This is a genomic window from Burkholderia guangdongensis (assembly GCF_013403875.1).
Lineage (GTDB): Bacteria > Pseudomonadota > Gammaproteobacteria > Burkholderiales > Burkholderiaceae > Burkholderia > Burkholderia guangdongensis.
In genome coordinates, this window is the sequence record NZ_JACBNX010000004.1 from 95,560 (window position 1) to 121,080 (window position 25,521).

At 68.6% G+C, this 25,521-nt stretch carries 27 protein-coding genes and 1 other RNA gene; 15 read left to right on the plus strand and 13 right to left on the minus strand.

Annotation, left to right across the window (positions count from 1 at the left end; translation table 11 throughout):
• Positions 1-9: 9 nt before the first annotated feature.
• Both HZI36_RS05320 and HZI36_RS05325 read right to left on the minus strand, forming a co-directional pair.
• Positions 10-1,170 carry an ABC transporter substrate-binding protein gene (locus tag HZI36_RS05320; protein ID WP_179401586.1) on the minus strand — a complete coding sequence of 387 codons (1,161 nt, stop codon included), beginning with the start codon at positions 1,168-1,170 and terminating at the stop codon, positions 10-12.
• Between the two features lie 105 nt (positions 1,171-1,275).
• The gene (locus HZI36_RS05325) at positions 1,276-2,217 is read right to left on the minus strand and encodes a CysB family HTH-type transcriptional regulator (RefSeq protein WP_179401587.1); all 942 of its coding nucleotides are present in this window, start codon (positions 2,215-2,217) and stop codon (positions 1,276-1,278) included.
• Between the two features lie 202 nt (positions 2,218-2,419).
• Between HZI36_RS05325 and HZI36_RS05330 the strand changes: the two genes are divergently transcribed.
• The 6 genes from HZI36_RS05330 (at position 2,420) to cobA (ending at position 8,624) form a co-directional block, all read left to right on the plus strand.
• Positions 2,420-4,099, plus strand: a complete 1,680-nt coding sequence (locus HZI36_RS05330; protein ID WP_179401588.1) for a nitrite/sulfite reductase — start codon at positions 2,420-2,422, stop codon at positions 4,097-4,099.
• A 24-nt stretch (positions 4,100-4,123) separates the two neighbouring features.
• Positions 4,124-4,681: a DUF934 domain-containing protein gene (locus HZI36_RS05335; protein ID WP_179401589.1), complete on the plus strand. Its 558-nt coding sequence runs from the start codon at positions 4,124-4,126 to the stop codon at positions 4,679-4,681.
• Entirely contained in the window at positions 4,678-5,427 is a 750-nt protein-coding gene (locus tag HZI36_RS05340) for a phosphoadenylyl-sulfate reductase (protein ID WP_179401590.1), read from the plus strand. Before HZI36_RS05335 ends, HZI36_RS05340 begins: the two co-directional genes overlap by 4 nt.
• Before the next feature lie 74 nt (positions 5,428-5,501).
• Positions 5,502-6,464 carry a sulfate adenylyltransferase subunit CysD gene (cysD, locus tag HZI36_RS05345; RefSeq protein WP_179401591.1) on the plus strand — a complete coding sequence of 321 codons (963 nt, stop codon included), beginning with the start codon at positions 5,502-5,504 and terminating at the stop codon, positions 6,462-6,464.
• 22 nt (positions 6,465-6,486) lie between these two features.
• A complete protein-coding gene (locus HZI36_RS05350) occupies positions 6,487-7,803 on the plus strand; it encodes a sulfate adenylyltransferase subunit 1 (protein ID WP_179401592.1) in 1,317 nt (438 codons plus the stop codon).
• A 68-nt stretch (positions 7,804-7,871) separates the two neighbouring features.
• Positions 7,872-8,624 carry a uroporphyrinogen-III C-methyltransferase gene (cobA, locus tag HZI36_RS05355; protein ID WP_179401593.1) on the plus strand — a complete coding sequence of 251 codons (753 nt, stop codon included), beginning with the start codon at positions 7,872-7,874 and terminating at the stop codon, positions 8,622-8,624.
• A 48-nt stretch (positions 8,625-8,672) separates the two neighbouring features.
• Here the strand turns inward: cobA and HZI36_RS05360 are convergent, their stop codons facing one another.
• The 4 genes from HZI36_RS05360 to lptF all read right to left on the minus strand — a co-directional run bounded on the left by HZI36_RS05360 (position 8,673) and on the right by lptF (position 12,349).
• Complete coding sequence (locus HZI36_RS05360; RefSeq protein ID WP_179401594.1) at positions 8,673-9,515, minus strand: hypothetical protein; 843 nt, start codon at positions 9,513-9,515, stop codon at positions 8,673-8,675.
• Positions 9,516-9,678: 163 nt separating this feature from the next.
• A complete protein-coding gene (locus HZI36_RS05365) occupies positions 9,679-10,071 on the minus strand; it encodes a sirohydrochlorin chelatase (protein ID WP_179401595.1) in 393 nt (130 codons plus the stop codon).
• Between the two features lie 28 nt (positions 10,072-10,099).
• Complete coding sequence (gene lptG / locus HZI36_RS05370) at positions 10,100-11,248, minus strand: LPS export ABC transporter permease LptG (protein ID WP_179401596.1); 1,149 nt, start codon at positions 11,246-11,248, stop codon at positions 10,100-10,102.
• A gap of 3 nt (positions 11,249-11,251) precedes the next feature.
• Complete coding sequence (gene lptF, locus HZI36_RS05375; RefSeq protein WP_179401597.1) at positions 11,252-12,349, minus strand: LPS export ABC transporter permease LptF; 1,098 nt, start codon at positions 12,347-12,349, stop codon at positions 11,252-11,254.
• Between the two features lie 122 nt (positions 12,350-12,471).
• On the opposite strand from lptF, the gene HZI36_RS05380 reads away from it, so the two are divergent.
• The 3 genes from HZI36_RS05380 to HZI36_RS05390 are packed head-to-tail and all read left to right on the plus strand — an operon-like array spanning position 12,472 to position 15,106.
• Positions 12,472-13,986 (plus strand): leucyl aminopeptidase, encoded by a 1,515-nt coding sequence (locus HZI36_RS05380; RefSeq protein WP_179401598.1) that lies wholly within the window; start codon positions 12,472-12,474, stop codon positions 13,984-13,986.
• A gap of 52 nt (positions 13,987-14,038) precedes the next feature.
• Positions 14,039-14,455 (plus strand): DNA polymerase III subunit chi, encoded by a 417-nt coding sequence (locus HZI36_RS05385; protein WP_179401599.1) that lies wholly within the window; start codon positions 14,039-14,041, stop codon positions 14,453-14,455.
• 24 nt (positions 14,456-14,479) lie between these two features.
• Positions 14,480-15,106 carry a DUF2486 family protein gene (locus HZI36_RS05390; protein WP_179401600.1) on the plus strand — a complete coding sequence of 209 codons (627 nt, stop codon included), beginning with the start codon at positions 14,480-14,482 and terminating at the stop codon, positions 15,104-15,106.
• 48 nt (positions 15,107-15,154) lie between these two features.
• On the opposite strand, the gene HZI36_RS05395 is transcribed toward HZI36_RS05390, so the two are convergent.
• Positions 15,155-15,478: a c-type cytochrome gene (locus tag HZI36_RS05395; RefSeq protein WP_179401601.1), complete on the minus strand. Its 324-nt coding sequence runs from the start codon at positions 15,476-15,478 to the stop codon at positions 15,155-15,157.
• A gap of 147 nt (positions 15,479-15,625) precedes the next feature.
• The gene (ilvD, locus tag HZI36_RS05400) at positions 15,626-17,299 is read right to left on the minus strand and encodes a dihydroxy-acid dehydratase (protein WP_179401602.1); all 1,674 of its coding nucleotides are present in this window, start codon (positions 17,297-17,299) and stop codon (positions 15,626-15,628) included.
• A 222-nt stretch (positions 17,300-17,521) separates the two neighbouring features.
• Here ilvD and lgt point away from each other — a divergent pair, with 222 nt between their 5' ends.
• Positions 17,522-18,421: a prolipoprotein diacylglyceryl transferase gene (gene lgt / locus HZI36_RS05405; protein WP_179401603.1), complete on the plus strand. Its 900-nt coding sequence runs from the start codon at positions 17,522-17,524 to the stop codon at positions 18,419-18,421.
• Here the strand turns inward: lgt and HZI36_RS05410 are convergent.
• The 5 genes from HZI36_RS05410 to HZI36_RS05430 all read right to left on the minus strand — a co-directional run bounded on the left by HZI36_RS05410 (position 18,396) and on the right by HZI36_RS05430 (position 20,808).
• Positions 18,396-19,127, minus strand: coding sequence for an SIMPL domain-containing protein (locus HZI36_RS05410; RefSeq protein ID WP_179401604.1), 732 nt, complete (start codon positions 19,125-19,127; stop codon positions 18,396-18,398). The two genes, lgt and HZI36_RS05410, sit on opposite strands and share 26 nt — an antisense overlap.
• A gap of 192 nt (positions 19,128-19,319) precedes the next feature.
• On the minus strand, positions 19,320-19,781 hold the full coding sequence (locus HZI36_RS05415) for an EVE domain-containing protein (protein ID WP_179401605.1): 462 nt from the start codon (positions 19,779-19,781) through the stop codon (positions 19,320-19,322).
• 72 nt (positions 19,782-19,853) lie between these two features.
• Positions 19,854-20,035, minus strand: a non-coding RNA gene (gene ssrS / locus HZI36_RS05420) — 6S RNA.
• A gap of 114 nt (positions 20,036-20,149) precedes the next feature.
• On the minus strand, positions 20,150-20,464 hold the full coding sequence (locus tag HZI36_RS05425; RefSeq protein ID WP_179401606.1) for a cell division protein ZapA: 315 nt from the start codon (positions 20,462-20,464) through the stop codon (positions 20,150-20,152).
• The gene (locus HZI36_RS05430; RefSeq protein WP_179401607.1) at positions 20,461-20,808 is read right to left on the minus strand and encodes an ATPase; all 348 of its coding nucleotides are present in this window, start codon (positions 20,806-20,808) and stop codon (positions 20,461-20,463) included. The genes HZI36_RS05425 and HZI36_RS05430 overlap by 4 nt, the downstream gene beginning before the upstream one ends.
• 403 nt (positions 20,809-21,211) lie before the next feature.
• Here HZI36_RS05430 and HZI36_RS05435 point away from each other — a divergent pair, with 403 nt between their 5' ends.
• The 5 genes from HZI36_RS05435 (at position 21,212) to cobC (ending at position 25,513) form a co-directional block, all read left to right on the plus strand.
• Entirely contained in the window at positions 21,212-22,237 is a 1,026-nt protein-coding gene (locus HZI36_RS05435; protein ID WP_179401608.1) for a FecCD family ABC transporter permease, read from the plus strand.
• Positions 22,234-23,061: an ABC transporter ATP-binding protein gene (locus HZI36_RS05440; protein WP_179401609.1), complete on the plus strand. Its 828-nt coding sequence runs from the start codon at positions 22,234-22,236 to the stop codon at positions 23,059-23,061. Before HZI36_RS05435 ends, HZI36_RS05440 begins: the two co-directional genes overlap by 4 nt.
• A gap of 64 nt (positions 23,062-23,125) precedes the next feature.
• Positions 23,126-24,178: a nicotinate-nucleotide--dimethylbenzimidazole phosphoribosyltransferase gene (cobT, locus tag HZI36_RS05445; RefSeq protein ID WP_246326972.1), complete on the plus strand. Its 1,053-nt coding sequence runs from the start codon at positions 23,126-23,128 to the stop codon at positions 24,176-24,178.
• Entirely contained in the window at positions 24,168-24,944 is a 777-nt protein-coding gene (locus HZI36_RS05450; RefSeq protein WP_179401828.1) for an adenosylcobinamide-GDP ribazoletransferase, read from the plus strand. The genes cobT and HZI36_RS05450 overlap by 11 nt, the downstream gene beginning before the upstream one ends.
• Complete coding sequence (gene cobC, locus HZI36_RS05455; protein ID WP_179401611.1) at positions 24,929-25,513, plus strand: alpha-ribazole phosphatase; 585 nt, start codon at positions 24,929-24,931, stop codon at positions 25,511-25,513. Before HZI36_RS05450 ends, cobC begins: the two co-directional genes overlap by 16 nt.
• The last annotated feature ends 8 nt before the right edge of the window (positions 25,514-25,521 follow it).

The window sequence follows — 25,521 nt, forward strand, 5'->3', positions numbered from 1 at the left end:
TCGCCACCGTCACTGACTCAGAAACACGAATTCGCCGTGCTTCACGATCCCCATCACGCTCGCGCGCTGATCGAGCCCCACATGATCCTGTTCGCTCGTGTTGACGATGCCGTTCGGCACGACGAGCTCATGCGCGCGCTCCAGCTCGTGCCGCAGCGCGACGCGGAACGCCGGCGTGCCCGGCTGCGCGGTCTTCAGCGCGCGGCCGACCGCGTCCGCGAGGCGCGGATAGACGCCCGCCGCGTCGCCCGCGAACTGCGTGACCGATCCCGGGCCGTACTTCGCGTCGTACGCGTCGACGAACGCGAGCGCCGCCTTGCGCGCCGGATGGTCGGCCGGCAGTGTCCGCGCGACGACGACCGGCTGCGTCGGGAACAGCGTGCCCTCGACGTCCTTGCCGCCGAGCCGGATGAATTCCGGCGTCGCGATCCCGTGCGTCTGGTAGATCGGGCCCGGGTAGCCGCGCTCGATCAGCGTGCGCTGCGGCAGCACCGCCGGCGTGCCGGCGCCCGCGATCAGGATCGCGTCCGGCCGCGCGGCGATCAGCTTCAGCGCCTGGCCGGTGACGCTCGCGTCCGTGCGGTTGAAGCGCTCGGTCGCGACGATCCGGATCTGGCGCAGCGCCGCGAAGCGCGTGAACTCGTTGAGCCAGCTGTCGCCGTAGCTGTCCGCGAAGCCGATGAAGCCGACGGTCTTCACGCCGTGATTCGCCATGTAGCGCGTGATCACGTCGGCCATCGCGCGGTCGCCTTGGGCCATCCGGAACGCCCAGGTCCGCGCGCCTTCCTGCGGCTCGACGACGGCGTTCGAGCCGATCAGCGTGATCATCGGGGTCTGCGCGGCGGCGATCGGATCGAGCGCCGCGAGCGCGGCCGGCGTGATGTTCGGCCCGATCACGACGTCGACCTTGTCCTCGGACACCAGCCGGCGGATGTTGCGCACCGCCGCGCCCGGATCGGAGCCGTCGTCGAGCAGCGTCACCTGCACGTTCTGGCCGGCGATCGTCTTCGGCCACATCAGGATCGCGTTCTTGCTCGACAGGCCGATCGCGGCGGCGGGGCCGGTCGTCGACAGATCGACGCCGACCTTCAGGTCGGCGTGCGCGGCCGCGCAGGTCAGCGCGACGGCGGCGCCGGCGGCGACGCGGCGAAGCAGGGCGGGAAGCGTCATGCGGAGGTCTCCTTCTGGTTGTTGTCGGGATGATGGCGCGGGCCGCCATGGGCCCCGCCACGGGTCACCCACCGCGGGCCGCCCACCACGGGTCGCCGTGCAGGCTCAAAGCTCGTACGATTCCGCCTCGCCCTTGAGCGCCTGCTCGATCAGCCTGCGGGTCATCGTCGGCGACAGCAGCTCGACGAGCGTATACACATAGCTGCGCAGATACGCGCCCTGCTTCAGCGCGACGCGCGTCACGTTGCTGCCGAACAGATGGCCGACCGGAATCGCGCGCAGGCCGCGGTCGCGCTCCGGATTGAACGCGATGTCGGCCATGATCCCGACCCCGAGACCGAGCTCGACGTAGGTCTTGATCACGTCCGCGTCGATCGCCTCGAGCACGATATCCGGCGACAGCCCGCGCAGCGCGAACGCCTGGTTGATCTTCTTGCGGCCGGCGAACGCGTCGTCGTAGGTGATCAGCGGATACTGCGCGAGATCGTCGAGCGACGGCGTCTTGCGGTCGAGCAGCGGGTGATCGGCGGGCACGACGGCCGCGTGGTGCCACTGGAAGCACGGCAGCGACACGAGATCCTTGTAGTCGGCGATCGCCTCGGTCGCGACCGCGAGGTCCGCCTGGTCGTGCAGCACCATCTCGGCGACCTGCGTCGGGCTGCCCTGCAGGATCGACAGATGCACCTTCGGGAAGCGCTTCTTGAATTCGGCGATCGCCGCGGGCAGCGAGTAGCGCGCCTGCGTATGCGTCGCCGCGATCGTCAGGTTGCCCTGATCCTGCGCCGCATAATCTTTTCCGACCCTTCTCAGGCTTTCGACCTCCTGCAGGATCCGCTCGACCGACGCGAGAATGATCCGTCCGGGCTCGGTCAGCGAGCGCACGCGCTTGCCGTGGCGGGTGAAGATTTCGACGCCGAGCTCGTCCTCGAGCTCGATGATCGCCTTCGACACGCCCGGCTGCGACGTGAAGAGCGCCTTGGCCGCCTCGGTGAGGTTGAAATTCTGCCGGACGGCCTCGCGCACGAAGCGAAATTGGTGCAGGTTCATTTATAACCCTTCCGCATATCAACAGAATTTTTTAGTCGTTTGAAATATAAGGCGAGTTTATTACGATTGCCTGGAGTTTTTCAAATATGGATATCTGTATTCGTCATGAGCGGGCCGCAGCGGCGCGCGGGCGGTACGGAGAGTCGGGCGCGGCGTGGCTAGGCCGCCGCGCGGTCAACCGAGACAACCCTGGGGTTCCCGAATGTATCAGTACGACCAGTACGACCAGACGATCGTCGACGAGCGCGTCGAGCAGTACCGCGATCAGGTGCGCCGCCGCCTGTCGGGCGAACTGAGCGAGGACGAGTTCCGTCCGCTGCGCCTGCAGAACGGCCTGTACCTGCAGCGCCACGCGTACATGCACCGCATCGCGATTCCGTACGGCAACCTGCGCAGCAAGCAGCTGCGCATGCTCGCGCGCATCGCCCGCGAGCACGATCGCGGCTACGGTCACTTCTCGACCCGTTCGAACATGCAGTTCAACTGGATCCAGCTCGAGGAAACGCCGGAGATCCTCGCGAAGCTCGCGTCGGTGCAGATGCACGCGATCCAGACGTCCGGCAACTGCATCCGCAACATCACCGCCGACCAGTTCGCCGGTGTCGCGGCGGACGAGGAAATCGATCCGCGTCCGTGGGCCGAGATCCTGCGCCAGTGGTCGACGTTCCACCCCGAGTTCGCGTGGCTGCCGCGCAAGTTCAAGATCGCGGTGTCGGGCTCGAAGGCCGACCGCGCGGCCGTGCAGATCCACGACCTCGGCGTCTACCTGAAGAAGGACGAGAACGGCGAAGTCGTCGCGAGCATCCTCGCGGGCGGTGGCCTCGGCCGCACGCCGATCGTCGGCGCGATCATCCGGGAAAACCTGCCGTGGCGGCACCTGCTGTCGTACTGCGAAGCCGTGCTGCGCGTGTACAACCGCTACGGCCGCCGCGACAACATGTACAAGGCGCGGATCAAGATCCTCGTGAAGGCGCTGTCGCCGGCGAAGTTCTCGCAGCAGGTCGAGGAAGAATGGCAGCACTTGAAGGACGGCCCGTCGACGCTGACGCAGGAAGAGTTCGACCGCGTCGCGCAGTACTTCCAGCCGCCCGTGTATGAAAAGCTCGCGGACACCGACGCGTCGTTCGAGCAGCATCTGCTCGAGAGCCGCGCGTTCGCGCGCTGGGTCGAGCGCAACGTCGCGTCGCACAAGGTGCCGGGCTACGCGGCCGTCACGCTGTCGCTGAAGGACCATCGCGTCGCGCCTGGCGACGCGAGCGCCGAGCAGATGGAGCAGGTCGCCGACTGGGCGGACGAATACTCGTTCGGCGAGCTGCGCGTGTCGCACGAGCAGAACCTGATTCTCGCGAACGTGAAGAAGAAGGATCTGTACGCGGTGTGGGAAAAGGCGAAGGCCGCCGGTTTCGCGACGCCGAACGTCGGCCTGCTGACCGACATCATCGCGTGCCCGGGCGGCGACTTCTGCTCGCTCGCGAACGCGAAGTCGATCCCGATCGCGCTCGCGATCCAGCAGCGCTTCGACGATCTCGACTTCGTGTACGACCTCGGCGAGCTGTCGCTGAACATCTCGGGCTGCATCAACTCGTGCGGTCACCACCACGTCGGCAACATCGGCATTCTCGGTGTCGACAAGGATGGCGCGGAGTGGTATCAGGTGTCGCTCGGCGGCGAGCAGGGCACGGGCAACAACGGCGCGCGCCTCGCCCGCGTGATCGGCCCGTCGTTCTCGGCGGAAGAGGTGCCGGGCGTCGTCGCGAAGCTGATCGACACGTTCGTCGAGTCGCGCATCGACGGCGAGCGTTTCATCGACACGTTTGATCGCATCGGCATCGCGCCGTTCAAGGAGCGCGTGTACGCCGCGCGCCAGCCCGCGCACGCGTAACCCACCGGTACAAGGAATTTGCAGATGGCTTCGATTATCAAGAACCGCACCGTGATCGACGACGACGCATGGCAGGTCGTGCGCGCGGCCGAGGACGGCGCGCTGCCGGCGGTCGACGCGCTGCCGGCCGGCAAGGTGCTGGTGCCGTTCGCGTACTGGCAGGCCGAGCGCGCGGCGCTCGTCGCCGCGAAGGCGAAGGACGAGCTCGGCGTGTGGCTCGCGCCGGACAGCGAGCCGGCCGATCTCGTCGCCGACTTCGATGCGATCACGCTCGTCGGCGTCGAGTTCCCGCGCTTCGCGGACGGCCGCGGCTACAGCATCGCGCGCCTGTTGCGCGAGCGCTACGGCTGGACGGGCGAGCTGCGCGCGATCGGCGACGTGCTGCGCGACCAGCTGTTCTACATGGCGCGCTGCGGCTTTGACGCGTTCGCGGTGCGCGCGGACAAGGACATCCACGACGCGCTGAACGCGTTCGGCGCGTTCTCGGTGCGTTACCAGACCGCGGTCGACGAGACGCAGCCGCTGTTCCGCCGCCGTGCGGCGGCCGCCGCGGCTTCGGCCGACGCGAAGGCGGGCGCATGAGCGGCGTGCACGCACCGGCGCTTTCGCCCGCGCTCGCGGCGAAGGTCGAGCGGCTCGACGCGCTGCTCGCGCGGATCGGCGAACGTCACCCGAACGTGAAGCTCGCGAGCAGCCTTGCGGCCGAGGACATGCTGCTCACGCACGCGATCCTGTCGCATGGCGCCGCGATCGGCATCTTCTCGCTGAACACCGGCCGCCTGCACGCGGAGACGCTCGGCATGATCGACACCGTGCGCGAGCGCTACGGCTACGAGATCGAGCAGTTCCATCCGCGGCAGGATGCGGTCGACCAGTACGTCGCCGAGCATGGCGCGAACGCGTTCTACGACAGCGTCGACCTGCGCAAGGCGTGCTGCCACATCCGCAAGGTCGAGCCGCTGAATCGCGCGCTCGCCGACGTCGACGCATGGGTCACCGGCCAGCGCCGCGAGCAGTCGGTCACGCGCGCGGAGCTGCACGAAGAGGAGCAGGACGACGCGCGCGGAATCGCGAAGTACAACCCGCTCGCGGACTGGACGGAAACGGACGTGTGGGATTACCTGAATGCGTTCGACGTGCCGGTCAATCCGCTGCACGCGCGCGGCTACCCGAGCATCGGCTGCGAGCCGTGTACGCGCGCGATCCGCCCCGGCGAGGACAGCCGGGCCGGACGCTGGTGGTGGGAATCGCGCGACACGAAGGAATGCGGGCTGCACATCTCGATCACGCCGATTCCCGCGACGGCCGACGCCGGCGCCGCGCAGTGAGCCGCACGCCACACGGAACAGAGCGCCGCCCGCCAGAACGGGCGACACGAACCCAGATGAGAAGGACCGAAACCATGAGCACGACGCTCGAGCAAACCGACATTGCCACGCCCACCGGCGACGACAGCCGCATGGGCCACCTCGACTGGCTCGAAGCCGAGTCGATCCACATCCTGCGCGAGCTCGTCGCGGAATGCAGCAAGCCGGCGCTGCTGTTCTCGGGCGGCAAGGATTCGGTCGTCGTGCTGCATCTCGCGCTGAAGGCGTTCGGTCTCGGCGCGGGCCGCAAGACGACGCTGCCGTTCCCGCTCGTGCACATCGACACCGGCCACAACTACGGCGAAGTGATCGACTTCCGCGATCGCCGCGCGAAGGAGATCGGCGCCGAGCTGGTCGTCGGCCACGTCGAGGATTCGATCAAGCGCGGCACCGTCGTGCTGCGCCGCGAGACCGATTCGCGCAATGCCGCGCAGGCGGTCACGCTGCTCGAGACGATCGAGCAGTACGGCTATACCGCGATGATCGGCGGCGCGCGCCGCGACGAAGAGAAGGCGCGCGCGAAGGAGCGCATCTTCTCGTTCCGCGACGAGTTCGGCCAGTGGGATCCGAAGGCGCAGCGCCCGGAACTGTGGAGCCTGTTCAACGCGCGTCTGCACAAGGGTGAGCACCTGCGCGTGTTCCCGATCTCGAACTGGACCGAGCTCGACGTGTGGCAGTACATCGCGCGCGAGAACCTCGAGCTGCCGTCGATCTACTACGCGCATCAGCGCGAGATCGTGCGCCGCAACGGCCTGCTCGTGCCCGTCACGCCGCTCACGCCGATGCGCGAAGGCGAGGCGAGCGAGCTCGCCCAGGTGCGCTTCCGCACGGTCGGCGACATCAGCTGCACGTGCCCGGTCGAGAGCGATGCGGACGACGTCGAGAAGATCATCGCCGAGACGGCGGTGACCGAGATCACCGAGCGCGGCGCGACCCGGATGGACGATCAGGCCTCCGAAGCCGCGATGGAACAGCGCAAGAAGCAAGGTTATTTCTGAAGCACGCGAGGACATTCACATCATGAGCATCACCGGAAACAACGAAGACCTCGGCGTGCTGCGCTTCATCACCGCGGGCAGCGTCGACGACGGCAAGAGCACGCTGATCGGCCGCCTGCTGTACGACAGCAAGGCGGTGCTGTCCGACCAGCTCTCCGCGCTGTCGCGCGCGAAGAACAAGCGCACGGTCGGCGAAGAACTCGACCTCGCGCTGCTGACCGACGGCCTTGAGGCCGAGCGCGAGCAGGGCATCACGATCGACGTCGCGTACCGTTATTTCGCGACCGCGCGCCGCAAGTTCATCATCGCGGACACGCCGGGCCACGAGCAATACACGCGCAACATGGTGACGGGCGCGTCGACCGCGCACGCGGCGATCATCCTGATCGACGCGACGCGCATCACGGTCGAGGACGGCGTCGTGCAGTTGCTGCCGCAAACGAAGCGCCACAGCGCGATCGTGAAGCTGCTCGGCCTGCAGCACGTGATCGTCGCGATCAACAAGATGGACCTTGTCGACTACAGCGAGGCGACCTTCAACGAGATCCGCGATGCGTACGTGACGCTCGCGAAGCAGCTTGGCCTGACCGACGTGCGCTTCGTGCCGGTGTCCGCGCTGAAGGGCGACAACATCGTCGGCCTGAGCGAGCGGATGCCGTGGTACGTGGGCGAGCCGCTGCTCGACGTGCTCGAGACGCTGCCGGTCGAATCGCAGGCGCACGATGTGCTGCGCTTCCCGGTGCAGTGGGTCGCGCGCCAGGACGGCAGCTCGGCCGACGATTTCCGCGGCTACATGGGCCGCATCGAATCGGGTGAAGTGAAGGTCGGCGACGAGATCCTCGTGCTGCCGTCGAACCGCACCGCGACCGTCGCCGAGATCGTCGCGCCGGTGCCGGGCGGCACCGCGTCGGTCGAGCATGCGTTCGCGGGCCAGACCGTGACGATCCGGCTCGCCGAGGATGTCGACGTGTCGCGTGGCGATACGTTCGTGCCGGCGTTGGAGCCGGTCGCGCCGGCGAAGAAGCTCGAGGCGGATCTGTGCTGGTTCGATGAGGTGCCGCTGTCGCCGCAGCGCAAGTATCTGCTGAAGCAGACGACGAGCACGGTGTTCGCGAAGATCGGCGCGGTGAAGGAAGTGCTCGACGTGCACACGCTGTCGCAAGCGATCGATCGTCACGACCTGAAGATGAACGACATCGGCCGCGTCGCGCTGACGCTGCAGAAGCCTATCGTCTGCGACACGTACGACGCGCATCCGGGCACGGGCGCATTCGTGCTGATCGACGAGGCGACGCATCACACGGTCGCCGCGGGCATGATCCGCGCGTTTTCGGCGTAAATTGGTGTAATTGGCGTAATCGGCGAGCCGCGGCGCTTCGCGCGCGGCGAGCCAGGGAAGTGGCGGGTATGGGCAAGGTGTATCTGATCGGCGCGGGGCCGGGCGCGGCGGACCTCATCACGGTGCGCGGCGCGCGCCTGCTCGCGCAGGCCGACGTCGTGCTGCACGACGCGCTCGTCGAGCCCGCGATGCTCGACTATGCGCCGAACGCGCGCCGTATCGCGGTTGGCAAGCGCTGCGGGCAGCGCTCGACCGCGCAGCATTTCATCAACAAGCAGATCGTCGATGCGGCGCGCGAGCATGCGTGCGTCGTGCGGCTGAAGGGCGGCGATCCGATGCTGTTCGGCCGCGCGGACGAGGAGATGCGCGCGCTGGAGGCGGCCGGCATTGACTACGAGGTCGTGCCGGGCATCACCGCGGCGCTCGCGAGTGCCGCGACACTGAAGCGCTCGCTGACGCTGCGCGGCGTCGCGCGCAGCGTCGCATTCGCGACGCACAGCCGCGCGCCGGACAGCGACGCGATTCGCGAGGCGGCGCGTGCCGATTCGCTCGTCTATTACATGGGGCGCGACAGCGCGCCGGGCATCGCGCAACAACTGATCGACGCGGGTCGCGCGGGCTCGACGCCGGTCGCGATCGTCGAGGCGTGCAGCACGCCGCGCGAGCGCACGCTGACACTGACCCTCTCCGGGATGGCCGCGGGCGACGCGCAGGCGTGGCTCGATCCCGCGCAGCCGAGCCTGCTGATGATCGGCGATGCGTTCGCGGCGCGCGGGCGCGACGCCGACACGAACGCTCACGCGCTGCGCAGCGCGGCCTGAGCGGCCTGAGCGGCCTGAGCGGCCTGAGCGGCGCGAGCCCGTTGCCGCTTACTGCGGCATCTTCTTGTCCTTATCCGAATACGGTCTTCTCTCCGCCGGCTGCGGCTGGCCGGGATTCGGCCGCATCATGCCGCCGTAGTGCGGGTTCTGCTGGCCCGGCATGCCCGGGCCGCCGTAGCGCTGGTTCGGCGGGTTCTGTGGATTCTGGTTCGGCCCGCCCGGCCCGCCGTAACGTTGATATGGCTGGTTCGGCATGCCTGGGCCGCCGTAGCGTTGATTCGGCTGGTTCGGCATGCCTGGGCCGCCGTAGCGTTGATTTGGCTGGTTCGGCATGCCCGGCCCACCATAGCGCTGATTCGGCTGGCCCGGCATGCCGGGCCCACCGTAGCCGCCGCGTTCCTGCGGCCCGCGCGCGTCGCCCGAAGGGCCGGGCGGACGGCCGCCATTGCGCATCATCGTGTTGTGCAACTCGTCACGACGGCGGAACACGTCCTGCCGCCGATCGCCGTGCGCGTAGAAGCGCCGATGCCGGGCGCCGTCCGACCCGACGAACCAGATATACGTATCGCCGCCGATCAGCACGACGTCGGTGTCGACGACCGTCGCGAGATACATGTCGTCGGGTGCGGGCGCATAGGGTGTATAGGGTGCATAGGGCACCGGCGTCGGCTGCGCGTACATCGGCATCGGGCCCGCGCCCGGATAGCACGACGGGTCGCCGCAGGGCACCTGCACGCAGGCGCCAAGCGACATCAGCGCGGCGAGCGCGGCCGTCCGCGCTGCGAGCCGCCTCGCCGTGTCGGGCGCCGCCGCGTCGGCGTCGTGCCGGGCCGTCCACTGGTGTCCGTTCGCGGGCGGACGCCCGCCGTTCCCGTCGCGTGTGGTGTTCATCTCCGCTCCTTTCTTGTCGTGCACGATTCGATTAGTAAGGGGCGCGACGCGGCTTGGCAACTTGGGGAAAGTCATGAAGGCCGCCGCGCAAAGTTCCGACGTTTCGACCGGAGTTTCGCGCCGGATGCGCGCCGCCGTTCGCGAGCGCGGCCCGCTTGCGTGCCTACGCGCGGTCGTCCGCCTGATCGAGGCAGTAGCGCGCGATCGCGTCGAGCACGTGATCGTCCTCGCCGACCGCGGTCGCGCAACGGATCTCGACGCCCGGATGCGCGGCGCGGCACGCGTCGATCAACTGCGGCAGGTCGCGCCGCACGTGCCCGCCCTGGCCGAAAAACACCGGCACGACGGTGATCCGCGTGCAGCCAGCGGATGCCTGCCCGGCGATCGCGTCTTCGAGCGACGGGGTCATCAATTCGAGATACGCGAGCGATATGAGCCGAGGCGGCCGCGCATCGACGCTCGCGGCGGAAAGCCGCGCGGCGAGCCGCTCGAACGGCTCGGCCCAGCGCGCGTCGCGCGAGCCGTGGCCGAACAGGATGATGCCGTGCGCGTTCATGGCGCCTCCGTCGAGAACCGGGCCGGCGTCAGTGCCGGTCGACCCATTTGAGCGCGAACAGGCCGAGCCCGAGGTAGATCAGGCCCGGCGTCGCGGCCGTCAGCGGCGCGGGCCACGTGTTCAGCGTGCCGATGTGCGAGAACAGCGTGTTCAGCAGCTGGAAGCTCATCCCGAGCATGATCCCGCCGAACACCTTCACGCCGACGACGCCCGCGCGCGTATGCAGATACGCGAACGGCAGCGACAGCACGAGCATCACGAACACCGCGAACGGATACAGCACCTTGCGCCACAGCGCGATGTCGTAGACCTGCGTGTTCTGCTGGTTCTCGCGCAGATGCTGGATGTAGCGGAACAGGTTGACGATCGACATCCGCTCCGGCGACACGAGCAGCACCGACAGGATCTGCGGCGTCAGATCGGAGCGCAGCGAGTATTCGGGCCGCGTGATCTGCTGCGACCGGTAGACCGGGCTCAGCGCGTCGGCCGGTTGAGCGCTGCTCTGCGGGATCGGCGACAGCTTCGTGTCGGTGACGCCCGTCAGCAGCCAGTGGCCGGGCGGCTGATAGCGGCCCGTCTGCGCGACGCGCACGTCCTGCAGATGGAAGTTCGAGTCGAACTCGTAGATCCGCACGTCGCTGATCGTCGAGTCGGGCGCGAGCTTGCCGACGTTCACGAAGCGCGTGACCGGCTCGCCGTTGTCGCGCGCGGTCAGCGTATCCTTGACCCAGACGCCCGACTGGAAGTCCGACGACACCGACGCGCCGAGCGCCTGCAGCCGCACCCGTTCGGACAGCTGATCGGCGTACGGGCCGACGAACTCGCCGATCAGGTAGGTGACGATCACCATCGGGATGCCGATCTTCAACAGCGAGCGCAGCGCCCGGCCGGTCGCGAGGCCGGACACGCGGAAGATCGTGAACTCGGAGCTCGCGGCCATCTGCGCGAACACGTAGATCGCGCTGATCAGCGCCGCGACCGGGATGATCTCGTAGAAGCGCGACGGCGTCTGCAGCGCGACGCGCAGCACCGCGTAGCCGAACTTGTAGTTGCCGTGGCCGACCGTGTTCAGCTCGCTGATCAGGTCGAAGAAGAAGAACAGGCCGGAGAACGCGAACAGGATGAACACGAACGCGACGTAGATCTGCCGGGCGAGGTATTTCTCGTAGATCCGCATCGGTCAGGCTCCGGCCGAGCGGCGCAACAGCGCACGGGTGAACAGCGGGCGATTGCGCACCCGCAGCCAGAAGATCACCGCGACGAGCGCCGAGACGATCACGTGCAGCCCGACGAGGCCGACGCCGAACGACAGCTTGCCCTGCTCGATCTGCGACTGCACGACGTTCAGCAGGTTCGAATAGGTCAGATAGATCAGCACCGCCATCACCAGGTTGATCGTGCGGCTGCGCCGCGGGTTCTGGTACGCGAGCGGAATGCCGAGCACCATCAGGTTGATCGCGATCAGCGGCAGGCCCGCGCGCCACGCGAATTCGGCGAGGTTGTCCTTGGTCGGATTGCGCAGCAGCTCGAGCGTCGGCGTGCTGGTCGTCGTCGGCGGGTTGACGATCTGGCGGCTCTGGATCTTCACGCCGTAGCGCTCGAACTCCATGATCTTGAAGTTCGGCTGGCCCGGCGTGCCGTCGTAGCGGCGGCCGTTCTCGAGCACGACGAAGCGGTCGCCGTTCTTCGTCGCCTCCGTATGGCCGGTGCGCGACACGACGACGCTGACCTTGCCGTTCTCCGTCGACGTGACGAACACGTTCTGCACCTTGCTCTGATCGGGCGACATCTTCTCGATGAAGAACACGCGATGATTGACCGCCGATTCGCGGAACTGGCCGGGCGCGAGCAGCGAGATCTCGTCGCGCTGCTGGAAGCGCGCCTTGATCAGCTTGCTCTGCTGGTTCGACCACGGCCAGCCGACGAACGCGAAGAACGCGATCAGCAGCACCATCGGCGTCGCGAACATGCCGATCGGCTTGATCAGACGCGTGAGGCTCACGCCGGACGCGAGCCATACGACCATTTCCGAATCGCGGTACCAGCGCGTCAGCACGAACAGGATCGATACGAACAGCGTGACGACGAGCATCACCGCGAGGTAGCCGATCACGGTGAGGCCGATCAGCACGAGCACGTCCCTCGGATCGATTTCGCCGGACGCGGCATAGCCGACGATGCGAATCATCATCGTCGTCAGCATGATCGTGAGCAGCACCATGAAGACGGCGCCGGCGGTATACGCAAGCTCGCGCTGGAGGGAGCGTTCGAAGATCATTCTTGATGAGAAGAGGGCGGGAAAGTGCGTGCGCCGGGGAGGGCGCTCGCGCCGCCGCGGGAAAAATAGCGGATAATTGCGGCTTTCATCCTAAGCCCAGATTTTATCCGAGGACAAGCGCGATGGACTTTAGCATAAAAGGCTGTGATTGGACCAAGGGCGAGACCAAGGGTTTCGCGACCGGCAAGGCCGATTGCATCGTGCTGGGCGTGTTCGAGGCGCAGACCCTGTCGGGCGCGGCGCTCGACGTCGACGAGGCCACCGGCGGCCTCGTGTCGCGCGTCGTGAAGGCGGGCGACATGGACGGCAAGAGCGGCAAGACGCTGTTCCTGCACGAAGTCGCCGGGATCGGCGCGTCGCGCGTGCTGCTCGTCGGCCTCGGCAAGCAGGATGCTTTCAACCAGAAAGCCTATCGCGACGCGGTGCGTGCCGCATGGCGCGCGCTGCTCGCGACCCGGATCGCTCAGGTCACGTTCACGCTCGCGCAGTCGCTCGCCGACGACGAGCGCGGCGCCGACTGGGGCGTGCGCGAGGCGATTCTCGCGCTGCGCGGCGAAACGTACCGCTTCACGGCGATGAAGAGCAAGCCGGAGCCGGTGCAGTACGGGCTCAAGCGCGTCGTGTTCACCGTCGACTCCGACGACGTGAAGCCGGCGCGCGACGCGATCAAGCGCGCGGTCGCGCTCGCGAACGGGATGGACCTGACCCGCGATCTCGGCAACCTGCCGGGCAGCGTGTGCACGCCGACCTATCTCGCGAACACCGCGAAGACGATCGCGAAGGACTGGAAGCTGAAGGTCGACGTGCTCGGGCTCAAGCAGATCGAGGCGCTGAAGATGGGCTCGTTCCTGTCCGTCACGCGCGGCTCCGTCGAGCCGCCGCAGTTCATCGTGCTGCACTACCAGGGCGCCGCCGCGAAGGCCGCGCCGGTCGTGCTCGTCGGCAAGGGCATCACGTTCGACACCGGCGGCATCTCGCTGAAGCCGGGCGAGGGCATGGACGAGATGAAGTACGACATGTGCGGCGCGGGCTCGGTGCTCGGCACGATCCGCGCAGTCGCCGAGATGGGCCTGAAGATCAACGTCGTCGGCATCATCCCGACCTGCGAGAACATGCCGGCCGGCAACGCGACGAAGCCGGGCGACGTCGTCACCAGCATGAAGGGCCTGACGATCGAGGTGCTGAACACCGACGCCGAGGGCCGCCTGATCCTGTGCGACGCGCTCACGTACGCGGAGCGCTTCAAGCCGGCCGCGGTGATCGACATCGCGACGCTGACGGGCGCGTGCATCATCGCGCTCGGCCATCACAACTCGGGCCTCTTCTCGAAGGACGACACGCTCGCGGGCGAGCTGCTCGACGCGTCGCGCGAGGCGAACGACCCGGCGTGGCGCCTGCCGCTCGACGACGAGTATCAGGAGCAACTGAAGTCGAACTTCGCGGACGTCGCGAACATCGGCGGGCGTCCGGCGGGCAGCGTGACGGCCGCGTGCTTCCTGTCGCGCTTCACCGACGCGTATCCGTGGGCGCATCTGGACATCGCCGGCACCGCGTGGAAGAGCGGCGCGGCGAAGGGCGCGACCGGCCGCCCGGTGCCGTTGCTCGCGCAGTTCCTGATCGACCGCGCCGGGCAGTGATGGCGGTGCGCACGGCGACGCCGGAGCACCGGCGAGCGGGGCGCGGCGGACGATGACGCGGATCGACTTCCACACGAACGTCGGCGACTCGCTCGCGTACGCGTGCCGGCTGCTGCGCAAGGCCTACCAGGCCGGGCAGCCGGTGGTCGTGCTCGCGGAGCCCGCGCGGCTGCGCGCGCTCGATGAGCGGCTGTGGACGTTCTCGCCGCTCGACTTCATCCCGCATTGCGGCGTCGACAGCCCGCACGCGGCCGACACGCCGATCGTGCTGACCACCGATCTCGAGCGCGCGCCGCATCACGGCATCCTGCTGAATCTCGGCGCCACGGTGCCCGCGCAGTTCGCGCGCTTCGAGCGGCTGCTCGAGGTGGTCGGCAACGAGCCGGCCGAACTCGCGTCGGGCCGCGACCGCTATCGCTTCTATCGCGATCGCGGCTATGCGCTCAATAATTACAAGCAGGGCAACTAGCCCTATTCGTCGACGGAGGTCGCGATGATCCAGACCGATCCATCCTCGATTCCGACGCTGACCGACGTGCTCGCGCCGGGTAATCCGGGGATGAAGCGCGAGCCCGCCGCGCCGACGGCTCAGGCGGCTCAGGCCGCCCCGGAGCCGGCCGAGACGGCCGAGACAGCCGAGACAGCCGAGACAGCCGCGCTGCCGGGCGAGCATGCGCATCTGGAGGGCGCGGACGTCGTCGCGCATCCGGTGCCGATGCCGGACGTGCCGGCGGTCGAGCTGGCGCCGCAGGCGAGCGTCGCGGAAGGCGGCACGGAGCCGCCGCATTCGGCGCCCGACGCGGTGCCGGCGGCGGTCGTGCCCGAGATTCCGCACGAGGCGACAATGGAGCCCGCAATCGCACCGGCGACGCCACCGGCCGTGCTGACACCCGAGGACGCGCAGCACGTCGCCGAGCGGCTGCGGCACCGGCTGGTGACCTACCTGACGGGCGAGGGGCGCGACGCGATCGACGCGCGCTGCCGCGATGCGCTGCGCGACCACTCCGCGTGGCTCGTGAACCAGATCACGCGCGAAGTGGCACTCGCGCTCGAAACCGAAGTGATGGAATGGGTGCGCGATGCGATCGACGAGGAGATTGCGCGGCGCCGCGCGGGCTGAGCACGCGTGACCGTGCATGACCGTGCGTTTTGCGCGGGATCCGGCCGCCTATCGAAGCGACAGCACCCAGCTCGCGAGCGTGTGCGCCTCGCCGTTCGACAATTGCGTGTTCGCGGGCATCGGCACGCCGCCCCACACGCCTGAACTACCTTTGACGATCGCCTGCGCGAGATAGTCGGCGGCGTCGCCGCGTGTCGCGTACTTGTCGGCGATGTCGTGGAATGACGGTCCCATCAGCGGCTTGCTCACCGCGTGGCAGGCCATGCAGTTGCGCTGCTGCGCGAGCGCGAGGCCGTCGGCCTGCCCGGCGCGCGCCGCCGCACTGGCGACGAGCAGGGTCAGAAGCGTCGCGTGCACTATCGATCGTTTCATACGAATCTCCGCCGGCGGATGCAGCCGGCTTACGGTCCGCAAATTATAAAAGCAAAGGGAACGCGGGTTCGCCGCGTTCCCTTTTCGTCAGGTAGGTGAAAGGGGCGCATCCAAGCCCGCACCGAAGCCCGTGCGCGTGCCGATGCGTCAGCCCGTGACCGCGCCCTGGTTCGCCGGTCGCGCGAGCGCTGCGTATTTCGCGAGCACGCCGCTCGTGTAGCGCGGGGCCGGCTGCTTCCACGCGGCGCGGCGGCGCGCGAGCTCGGCGTCGTCGACGTTTAGCTGCAGCAGCAGCGCGTGCGCGTCGATCGTGATCGAGTCGCCTTCCTGCACGAGCGCGATCGTGCCGCCGACGAACGCCTCCGGCGCGACGTGGCCGACCACCATCCCCCAGGTGCCGCCCGAGAAGCGGCCGTCGGTGATGAAGCCGACCGATTCGCCGAGGCCCTTGCCGATGATCGCCGACGTCGGCGCGAGCATCTCCGGCATCCCCGGGCCGCCCTGCGGGCCGAGGTAGCGCAGCACGAGCACGTCGCCCGCGTGGATCCGGTCGCCGAGGATCGCTTCCATCGCGCTCTGCTCGTCGTCGAACACGCGCGCCGGGCCGGTGATCACCGGGTTCTTCAGGCCGGTGATCTTCGCGACCGCGCCGTCTTCCGCGAGGTTGCCCTTCAGGATCGCGAGATGGCCTTCGTCGTACAGCGCCCGGTCGATCGGGTAGATCACGTTCTGATCGGCACGCGGCACGCCCGGCACGTCCTTCAGTTCCTCCGCGATCGTGCGGCCGGTGATCGTGATGCAGTCGCCGTGCAGCAGACCCGCGTCGAGCAGGATCCTCAGCACCTGCGGAATGCCGCCGGCCTTGTGCAGATCGGTCGCGACGTACTGGCCCGACGGCTTCAGGTCGCAGATCACCGGCACGCGCTTGCGGATCCGCTCGAAGTCGTCGATCGTCCATTCGATCCCGGCCGCGTGCGCGATCGCGAGATAGTGCAGCACCGCGTTCGTCGAGCCACCCGTCGCCATGATCAGCGCGACCGCGTTCTCGATCGACCGCTTCGTGATGATGTCGCGCGGCTTCAGGTCCTTTTTCACGGCCTCGACGAGCACGCGCGCCGATTCGGCCGCGGAGCCGACCTTCTCTTCGTCCGGGTTCGCCATCGTCGACGAGTACAGCAGCGACATCCCGAGCGCCTCGAACGACGAGCTCATCGTGTTCGCGGTGTACATGCCGCCGCACGAGCCGGTCGACGGGCACGCATTGCGCTCGATGCCTTCGAAATCCTCGTCGGACATCCGCCCCGCGGTGAATTCGCCGACCGCCTCGAACGCGGACACGATCGTCAGGTCCCGGCCCTTCCAGTTGCCCGGGCGGATCGTGCCGCCGTACACGTAGATGCCCGGCACGTTCAGCCGCGCGAGCGCGATCATCCCGCCCGGCATGTTCTTGTCGCAGCCGCCGACGACCACGACGCCGTCCATCCACTGGCCCTGCACGCAGGTCTCGATGCAGTCGGCGATCACTTCGCGTGACACGAGCGAGTACTTCATCCCTTCGGTGCCCATCGACATCCCGTCGGAGATCGTCGGCGTGCCGAAGATCTGCGGATTCGCGCCGGCATCCCGGATGGCCGCGACGGCCGCGTCCGACAGCCGCTGCAGGCCCGCGTTGCACGGCGTGATCGTCGAGTGGCCGTTCGCGACGCCGATCATCGGCTTGTCGAAATCGTCCTTCCCGTAGCCGAGCGCGTAATACATCGAGCGGTTCGGCGAGCGCGCCACGCCTTGCGTGACGTTCTTCGAGCGGCGGTTGTACGGCATGGGGCGCCTCCATCGTCGTGTCGTCGTATTCGGGGGGGCCGGTGCGGGCGGCGCGCATCGTGCGCGGCGCACGCCGGCCTGCGTGGGACAAGAATGCGATGTCTCTTTGGGCATGTCCAATATATTATTCGTCGGCAATCGCGCCGCCATGTGGCCCCCGGCTTTTGTGACATCATTACGGGCTGCCAAGGCGCGTCGCACCCGCAACTTCACCGCTAACCCATGATCATTCACCCGAATTTCGACCCCGTCGCGATCCATCTCGGCCCGCTCGCCGTGCGCTGGTACGGGATCATGTATCTCGTCGGCTTCATTCTCGCGATCGTCGTCGCGCGGCTGCGGCTGAAGCTGCCGCACGTCGCCGAGCAGGGCTGGACCGCGAAGGACATCGACGACATGATGTTCTACGGCGTGCTCGGCGTCGTGCTCGGCGGCCGGCTCGGCTACGTGCTGTTCTACAAGGCGGATTTCTATTTCGCGCATCCGCTCGACATCTTCAAGGTGTGGGAAGGCGGGATGTCGTTCCACGGCGGCTTTCTCGGCGTCGCGTTCGCGATGGCGCTGTTCGCGTGGCAGCGCAAGCGCAACTGGCTCGACGTCACCGATTTCGTCGCGCCGATGGTGCCGTCCGGGCTCGCGACGGGGCGCCTGGGTAACTTCATCAACGGCGAGCTGTGGGGCCGCGTGACGTCGCCTGATTCGCCCTGGGCGATGCTGTTCCCGGGCGCGACGCGCGACGACGCCGCATGGCTCGCGACGCACCCGGCGCTCGCCGCGAAGTGGCATCTGAACGAGGTGTTCATGCAGTACCAGATGCTGCCGCGCCATCCGTCGGAGCTTTACGAGATCGCGCTCGAAGGTGTCGCGCTGTTCATCGCGCTGTGGTTCTTCTCGCGCAAGCCGCGGCCGCGCGGCGCGGTGGCCGCGCTGTTCCTGATCGGCTACGGGCTCGCGCGCTTCACGGTCGAGTTCGCGCGCGAGCCGGACGATTTTCTCGGTTTGCTCGCGCTCGGGCTGTCGATGGGGCAGTGGCTGTCGCTGCCGATGATCATCGTCGGCGTCGGGATGATGATCTGGGCGTATCGGCGACACGCCGTCACTTCATCTGCACCGACCCGTTGACCGTCACGGTCACGGTCGCCTTGCCGCCTTCGACCGAGATCGGCGCGGAAGCGCTGCTCATCGCGGGCGCGGCCTGCATCGCCATCATCCGCGGCATCGGCTGCACGTTGCGGCCGCTGCCGACGTTCACGTCGCGGATCGAGTACGCGCTGTAGCCGAACGCCTTCGCGGCCTCGTCGGCGCGCGCACGGAACGACCGGATCGCTTCGCTCGTCAGCTTCTGCTCGGCCGCGCGCTGCGCTTCCGGCGACAGCGAGAAGTCGACGTTCCCGACCTGCATCTGATTGCCGATCTGGCCGGCGAGCTTCGACGCGGCCGGGAAGTCGTGCGATTCGAGCACGATCTCGGTGCGGCCGCGCCACGCGGAGATCTTGCCGTCGCGATCGGTGCTCGGATACACGGCGAACGCGCCCGTGCGCGCGGTCACGCCGGCAACGCCCTTCGCCTGCGAGAGCGCGGCGTCCGCGCGCTGGTTCAGATGCGCGGTCAGGCTGCCCGGATCCTTCGCTTCTTCTTCGTAGAACATCGTGATGTGGATCACGTCCTCGGGCACGTCGGTGCTCGCCTGCGCGGACAGCGACAGCACGCCGGACGGCTGCCACGCGCGCGGATTCATCTCCTGCGCGTGTGTGGCGACGGGGGCGACGAGTGCGACGGCGACGGCAACGGCGGCGAGCGACAGCGCGCGTGCGGATTTCTTGGTCATTATTGGAACTCCTTGTACGAAGGCGCGCACGCGCAGGTGATGAATCCGCGCGCGTGCGCGGAGCGCCGGCACGGGACGCCGGACGCCGGATCGCGGCCGCCATGATCGGCGGCCGCGTGACTTAGGCCGCACGGCCGGGCCGCGAGTTCCGGAGCGAGATGCGTGCGCCGCGCCCGTCCGGCGCGCGCCCGCTCACTTCATCAGCCGCTCGGTGATGTAGTGCCATTCGGTGCGCGTGACGGGCGTGATCGACAGCCGGTTGCCTTTCGCGAGCACGCGCATGTCGGCGAGCGCGTCGTGCTCGCGCAGCGCGGCCAGCGCCACGAGCGGCGCCTTCTTCACGAAGCGCACGTCGACCAGCAGCCAGCGCGGCGATTCCTGCGTCGATTTCGGATCGTAGTACGGACTTTTCGGATCGAACTGCGTCGGATCCGGGTACGGCGTCGACGAGACCTCCGCGAGCCCCGCGATGCCGGGCTCGGGACAGCTCGAATGATAGAAGAGCACGCCGTCGCCGATCTTCATCGTGTCGCGCATGAAGTTGCGTGCCTGATAGTTGCGCACGCCGGTCCACGGCAGCGTGCGCTGCGGCGCGTTCGCGAGATCGTCGATACTCGCTTCGTCCGGTTCGGACTTCATCAGCCAATATTGCATGGATCGTGATCGACGCAGAAAAAAGGCCGCTGCAAATGGAAACGGCATCGGGACAAGCCCGATGCCGTTGAAAAGGTCCCCGCCTTGGCCGCTAGGCCGGCATCCTGAACCTGAGGTTCAGAATTGGTCGCAGTTAGCAGCACTTTGGGTACATCAGACAGAGTGACGCGCGCGCCCGTGCTACAAATTTCCGCAACCGTGCACATGGCATTGGTTCAAGGAATATATGACCTTGGCGAACCAGGCAGGGAAGCTGAGTGAACAGTGAATCTCGGGCTCAATTTGAACACCGTTGGTCGCTCAGATCAAGCGGAATCCGCGCGAAAATCGGTGTAACCCGTGTGACTGCAGTAAGTGTTACTGCGGTGTTACTGCGGCTCGTGCTGTGCGAGCACAGCGCCGAGCTGATCGTTCATCTGGCGCATTGTACGCCGGATTTCCTCGGCCGGAAACGCTTCGCCGTGACGCACGCTCGTCTGCAGACGCAGCAGTTCCGACGCGAGCGACAGCGCCGCCATTACCGCGATGCGGTCGGTGCCGCGCACCGAGCTGTTCGCGCGAATCTTCGACATTTCCGCATCGACGCGCGCGACCGCCTCGAGCAGTGCCGCTTCCGTGTCGGTCGAGCAGGCGAGGCGATACGCCTGGCCCAGAATCGACACTTCGATCTGCTTCGTGCTCATGCATGTTCTCCGTGGCTGGCCGAGTCGTCGCCGTTCGCACGCTGCGCTTCGAGCAGGTCGAGCTGATTGTCGGCTTCGGCCGCGCTCTTCGAACGCGGCAGCTTCTCGAGAATCGCGTTCAGCTTCACCTGCGCGTCGTCGATCTTCGCCGACAACGCATCGCGCTCCGCCGCGAGCGCGTTGCGTTCGTCGCGAAGCTGTTCGAGTTCCGCGCGCGCCGCATCCGCATCCGCGCGCAGTTGCGCGACCTGCTCTTCGAGCGCGAGCCGTTCCGAGTGATAGCGCTGGTTCAGCGCGATCAGCCGGCCAATATTTTGAGATAAGGTTTCGAGTTCGTTGAGCATCTGCTGCGTCCTCTAAAGACCGAGCATTTTAGCGCGGAATGGCCGATAGTCCGACTTCCGTAACGTATCTAGTCGTAACACCCCGGCTTTCTGCCGTGAATGCGCGTCGATGACGCGGCGATCGGCCGGGCTTTCTTGACGCTCGCGCGGCCCGCTCCTAAACTGGCGCCGCCTCGGTGCGCGCGCGCGTCGCGCGTCGCGTGGTCAAACCGCGGTTAAACGGAAAGCGGGGCGCTTGCGCGGCCACGCGCGGCGAACCTACGCTGCCCCGCAACGGTAAGCGGCCGCATCGGATCGATGCAGGCCGGCTATCGCTTCAATGGAACGTTTCTTCGATGCTGACCCCAATCGCCCGCCCGATGCCCGGCACGCTCGATGTGCCGCGCGCGGCGGCGCTTGCCGCATGAACGCGACACGCGCCGCCGCGATCTGGGCCGCGCTCGCGATCGGCGTCGCCGCGCTGTTCGTCGCGTCGCTGACGCTCGGCAGCGTATCGACGTCGCCGCTCGACGCGCTCGCGTCGCTCGTGCCGCATGCGCTCGCGTCGCTCGTGCCGCACGCGAGCGGCGACGCGCTCGTCGGCGACATCGTCCGGACCTTGCGTCTGCCGCGCGCGTTCGCGGGCTTCGCGTGCGGCGCGCTGCTCGCGCTCGCCGGCGCGCTGCTGCAGGTGCTGCTGCGCAACCCGCTCGCGGAGCCGTACGTGCTCGGCGTGTCCGGCGGCGCGGCCGCGTTCGCACTCGTCGCGATGATCGTGGGCGGCGCGTGGTGGCTCGTCGATGCGAGCGCGTTCGCGGGCGCGCTCGTGTCGACGCTGCTCGTGCTCGGCCTCGCGCGCCGCGAGCTGTGGCGCGGCGAGCCGCGCGACGCTTCGCCGCGCCTGCTGCTGACGGGCGTGGTGATCGCGGCCGGGTGGGGCGCGATCGTCACGCTGCTGCTGTCGCTCGCGCCCGACGCGCATCTGCGCGGCATTCTGTTCTGGCTGACCGGTGATCTGAACGGCGTCGCGTCGCCGTGGTTCGCGGGCGTCGCGCTGCTCTTCGCCGCGTGCGCGGCGCTGCCGGTCGCGCCGCAACTGAACGTGCTGCTGCGCGGCGACGCGGCCGCGCATGCGCTCGGCGTGCCGGTCGCCCGGCTGCGCGTGCGGATCTATCTGATCGCGTCGCTCGCGGCCGCCGCCGCGGTGACGACCGCCGGCACGATCGGCTTCGTCGGGCTCGTCGTCCCGCATGCGTTGCGTCTCGCGTTCGGCAACGATCAGCGGATGCTGCTGCCCGCTTCGATGCTCGCGGGCGGCGGCGGCGTGATGGCGGCCGATCTGCTCGCGCGCACCGCGATCGCACCCGCGCAGTTGCCGGTCGGCGTGATGACCGCGCTGATCGGCGTGCCGGTGTTTCTGTGGATGCTGCTGCGCAGGCCCGCACGATGAGCCATGCGACTGCTCCGCACGCAAAGGCCGAGGCTGCCGCCGCTGCCGGTCTCGCCACGATCGGCGTGACGCTCACGGCCGGCGCGCGCACGCTGCTCGACGGCTTCACGCAGACGTTCGCGCCCGGCGAGATCTGGTGCGTCGCGGGGCCGAACGGCGCGGGCAAGACGACGCTGCTCGCGACGCTCGCGGGCCTCCATGCGCCGGCCGCCGGCCGCATCGAGCTCGACGGCCGCGCGCTCGCCGCGTGGCCGCCCGCACAGCTCGCGCAGCGTCGCGCGCTGATGCCGCAGCATCTGCACGACGCGTTCAGCGCGACCGTGTTCGACACCGTGCTGCTGAACCGTTATCCGTATCTCGGCGGCTGGGGCTGGGAGCGCGACGGCGATCGCGCGGCCGCGCGGGCGGCGCTCGCGGCGCTCGATCTCGACGCGTTCGCCGCGCGCGACGTGCTGTCGCTGTCGGGCGGCGAGCGCCAGCGCGTCGCGCTCGCCGCCGCGCTGTGCCAGGACGCGCCGCTGCTGCTGCTCGACGAGCCGCTCGCGCACCTCGACCTGCATCACCAGGTCGAATGCCTGAGCGCGCTCACCGCATGGCTGGCCGCCGGCACGCGCACCGTGCTGTTCTCGTGTCACGATCTGAATCTCGCGCGCCGCTTCGCGACGCACGCGCTGCTGCTCGACGGCCGCGGCCGCGCGTGGGCGGGCGCCGCGCACGATGTGCTGACGCCCGAGCGCGCGAGCGACGCGTTCGGCTATCCGCTCGTGCTGATCCGCGACGGCGACCGCGATGCGCTGCTGCCCGTATGGCCCGAACGGCGATGAACCTCTTTTGCTTCCTTTCTCCATCGATGCGCGGCGGCTGCCGCGCCCACCAGGCGACTCTCCGATGACCGCGACCTATACCCTCCCCGAAATCGAGCCGCTCGCCGCATGGTTGCGCGCCGCGCTCCAGCATGCGATCGACCACAAGACGAAGCCGCCCGGCAGCCTCGGCCAGCTCGAGGCGCTCGCGCTTCAACTCGGGATGATTCAGCAGACGGAGCGGCCGACCGTCAGGCGTCCGGTGATGATCGTATTCGCCGCGGATCACGGCATCGCGGCCGAAGGCGTGAGCCCGTATCCGCAATCGGTGACCGCTCAGATGGTCGCGAACTTCCTCGCGGGCGGCGCGGCGATCAATGCGTTCTCGCGCGTGTCGGACTGCGTGCTCGAGATCGTCGATGCGGGCGTCGCGACGCCGCTGCCCGAGTCGGACCGGCTGATTTCGCTGCCGGTCGCGCCCGGCACGGCCAACTTCGCGCAGCGGCCCGCAATGCGGCACGACGACGCGCTGACCGCGCTCGAGGCGGGCGCCGCGCGCGTGCGTCATCACGCGGCGCTCGGCACGAACGTGATCGGCTTCGGCGAGATGGGCATCGCGAACACGTCGTCGGCCGCCTGCGTGATGAGCCGCCTGCTCGGGTTGCCGATCGACGCGTGTGTCGGCCGCGGCACGGGCCTCGACGACGCGGGGCTCGCGCACAAGCGCGCGGTGCTCGCGCGCGCGCTCGAACAGCATCCGGATGCGATCGCGCCGCTCGACGTGCTCGCGACGTTCGGCGGCTTCGAGATCGCGATGATGGCGGGCGCGTATCTGGAAGCCGCGCGTGCGCGGATGACGATTCTCGTCGACGGCTTCATCGCGACCGCCGCGCTGCTCGTCGCCGATGCGCTCGTGCCGGCGGTGCGCGACTACTGCGTGTTCTCGCACGCGTCGAATGAGGCCGGGCATCGGCGGATGCTCGAGCACTTCGGCGCGCACCCGCTGCTCGAGCTCGATCTGCGGCTCGGCGAAGGCACGGGCGCGGCGCTTGCGCTGCCGCTCGTGCGCGCGGCGGCCGCGTTCGTCGCCGAGATGGCGAGCTTCGAATCCGCGGGTGTCGACAATCGTGACGCCTGAGCAGACGCGCGGGTGGCGCGCGGAACTGCGCTACTTCGCGGTCGCACTCGGCTATTTCACGCGCGTGCCGGTGCCGAGCCGGATCGGCTTCGCGTCGGACGACCTCGAGCACGCGGCGCGCTACTTTCCGCTCGTCGGCGCATGCGTCGGCGCGTGGGGCGCGCTCGTCTATCTCGCGGCGCTGCATCTGTGGCCGGCGGCGGTCGCGGCGGGGCTGTCGATCGCGGCGACGCTCGCCGCGACCGGCGCATTCCACGAGGACGGTCTCGCCGATAGCTGCGACGCGTTCGGCGGCGGCTATGCGCGCGACGACGTGCTGCGGATCATGCACGACTCGCGGATCGGCACGTTCGGCGCGGTCGCGCTCGTCGTCGCGCTCGGCGTGAAGTGGCAGACGCTCGCGGCGCTGCCGCCGCTGCGCGCCGCGTGGACGATGATCGCCGCGCACGCGGCGAGCCGCGCGATGGCCGTGAGCCTGCTCGTCACGCTCGACTACGTGCGGCCCGAGGGCAAGGCGAAGCCGGTCGCGCAACGGATGAGCGCGCGCGCGTGGTGCGTCGCGGCCGCGTTCGGGCTGCCGTGGCTGCTCTGGCCGGACTGGCGTGCGGGGCTCGCGGCGCTCGTCGCGCTCGCGGTCGTGCGGATGCTGCTCGCGCGGTATTTCGTGAAGCGGATCGGCGGCTATACCGGCGACTGTCTCGGGCTCGCGCAACAGTTCGGCGAACTGACTATCTATCTGACGGTGCTGGCATGGACGTCGTCCTGATTCGTCATCCGGCGGTCGACGTCGACGCCGGCGTCTGCTACGGACGCGCCGACGTGCCGCTCGCCGCGCCCGCCGACGACGGCGCGCGGGCGGTGCGCGAGCGTCTCGACGCGCTGCGCGTGCCGCTGCCGGCGCGGATCTGGTCGAGCCCGCTCGTGCGCTGCGCGGCGATCGGCGAGCGCCTCGCGCAGATGCTTCGCGCACCGCTGCAGCGCGACGTCTGCTGGCAGGAGATGGATTTCGGCAGCTGGGAGATGCAGCGCTGGGACGACGTCGATCGCGCGGCGCTCGATGCGTGGGCCGCCGATCTGATGCACGCGTGCGTGCATGGCGGCGAGAGCGTCGCGCGGTTCGCCGAGCGCATCGCGCACGTGCTCGACGCGACCGTGCAGGTCGACGCGCCGCAGTGGGCGCTCACGCATGCGGGCGTGATCCGCGTGTTCGCGTCGCATGCGCTGCGTGCGCCGCTCGACGCGCTGCTCGCGCGGCCGGTGCCGCCGGGCGGCATCGTGTGGCTGCGACGCGATGCGGCGCGCGATGCGTGGGAGATCGTGCACTGGGATACGTAAGCGACGCG

Bases quoted from the DNA above. Each gene is read 5' to 3' on its own strand.
- ilvD (WP_179401602.1), bottom strand. From the start codon at position 17,299: ATGCCGTACAACCGCCGCTCGAAGAACGTCACGCAAGGCGTGGCGCGC.
- HZI36_RS05440 (WP_179401609.1), top strand. From the start codon at position 22,234: ATGAGCCATGCGACTGCTCCGCACGCAAAGGCCGAGGCTGCCGCCGCT.
- HZI36_RS05360 (WP_179401594.1), bottom strand. From the start codon at position 9,515: ATGAACACCACACGCGACGGGAACGGCGGGCGTCCGCCCGCGAACGGA.
- HZI36_RS05350 (WP_179401592.1), top strand. From the start codon at position 6,487: ATGAGCATCACCGGAAACAACGAAGACCTCGGCGTGCTGCGCTTCATC.
- HZI36_RS05325 (WP_179401587.1), bottom strand. From the start codon at position 2,217: ATGAACCTGCACCAATTTCGCTTCGTGCGCGAGGCCGTCCGGCAGAAT.
- HZI36_RS05365 (WP_179401595.1), bottom strand. From the start codon at position 10,071: ATGAACGCGCACGGCATCATCCTGTTCGGCCACGGCTCGCGCGACGCG.
- HZI36_RS05335 (WP_179401589.1), top strand. From the start codon at position 4,124: ATGGCTTCGATTATCAAGAACCGCACCGTGATCGACGACGACGCATGG.
- HZI36_RS05410 (WP_179401604.1), bottom strand. From the start codon at position 19,127: ATGACCAAGAAATCCGCACGCGCGCTGTCGCTCGCCGCCGTTGCCGTC.
- HZI36_RS05390 (WP_179401600.1), top strand. From the start codon at position 14,480: ATGATCCAGACCGATCCATCCTCGATTCCGACGCTGACCGACGTGCTC.
- HZI36_RS05430 (WP_179401607.1), bottom strand. From the start codon at position 20,808: ATGCTCAACGAACTCGAAACCTTATCTCAAAATATTGGCCGGCTGATC.
- cobT (WP_246326972.1), top strand. From the start codon at position 23,126: ATGACCGCGACCTATACCCTCCCCGAAATCGAGCCGCTCGCCGCATGG.
- lgt (WP_179401603.1), top strand. From the start codon at position 17,522: ATGATCATTCACCCGAATTTCGACCCCGTCGCGATCCATCTCGGCCCG.
- lptF (WP_179401597.1), bottom strand. From the start codon at position 12,349: ATGATCTTCGAACGCTCCCTCCAGCGCGAGCTTGCGTATACCGCCGGC.
- HZI36_RS05385 (WP_179401599.1), top strand. From the start codon at position 14,039: ATGACGCGGATCGACTTCCACACGAACGTCGGCGACTCGCTCGCGTAC.
- HZI36_RS05340 (WP_179401590.1), top strand. From the start codon at position 4,678: ATGAGCGGCGTGCACGCACCGGCGCTTTCGCCCGCGCTCGCGGCGAAG.
- HZI36_RS05380 (WP_179401598.1), top strand. From the start codon at position 12,472: ATGGACTTTAGCATAAAAGGCTGTGATTGGACCAAGGGCGAGACCAAG.
- HZI36_RS05320 (WP_179401586.1), bottom strand. From the start codon at position 1,170: ATGACGCTTCCCGCCCTGCTTCGCCGCGTCGCCGCCGGCGCCGCCGTC.
- cysD (WP_179401591.1), top strand. From the start codon at position 5,502: ATGAGCACGACGCTCGAGCAAACCGACATTGCCACGCCCACCGGCGAC.
- HZI36_RS05425 (WP_179401606.1), bottom strand. From the start codon at position 20,464: ATGAGCACGAAGCAGATCGAAGTGTCGATTCTGGGCCAGGCGTATCGC.
- HZI36_RS05330 (WP_179401588.1), top strand. From the start codon at position 2,420: ATGTATCAGTACGACCAGTACGACCAGACGATCGTCGACGAGCGCGTC.
- cobA (WP_179401593.1), top strand. From the start codon at position 7,872: ATGGGCAAGGTGTATCTGATCGGCGCGGGGCCGGGCGCGGCGGACCTC.
- cobC (WP_179401611.1), top strand. From the start codon at position 24,929: ATGGACGTCGTCCTGATTCGTCATCCGGCGGTCGACGTCGACGCCGGC.
- lptG (WP_179401596.1), bottom strand. From the start codon at position 11,248: ATGCGGATCTACGAGAAATACCTCGCCCGGCAGATCTACGTCGCGTTC.
- HZI36_RS05435 (WP_179401608.1), top strand. From the start codon at position 21,212: ATGAACGCGACACGCGCCGCCGCGATCTGGGCCGCGCTCGCGATCGGC.
- HZI36_RS05395 (WP_179401601.1), bottom strand. From the start codon at position 15,478: ATGAAACGATCGATAGTGCACGCGACGCTTCTGACCCTGCTCGTCGCC.
- HZI36_RS05415 (WP_179401605.1), bottom strand. From the start codon at position 19,781: ATGCAATATTGGCTGATGAAGTCCGAACCGGACGAAGCGAGTATCGAC.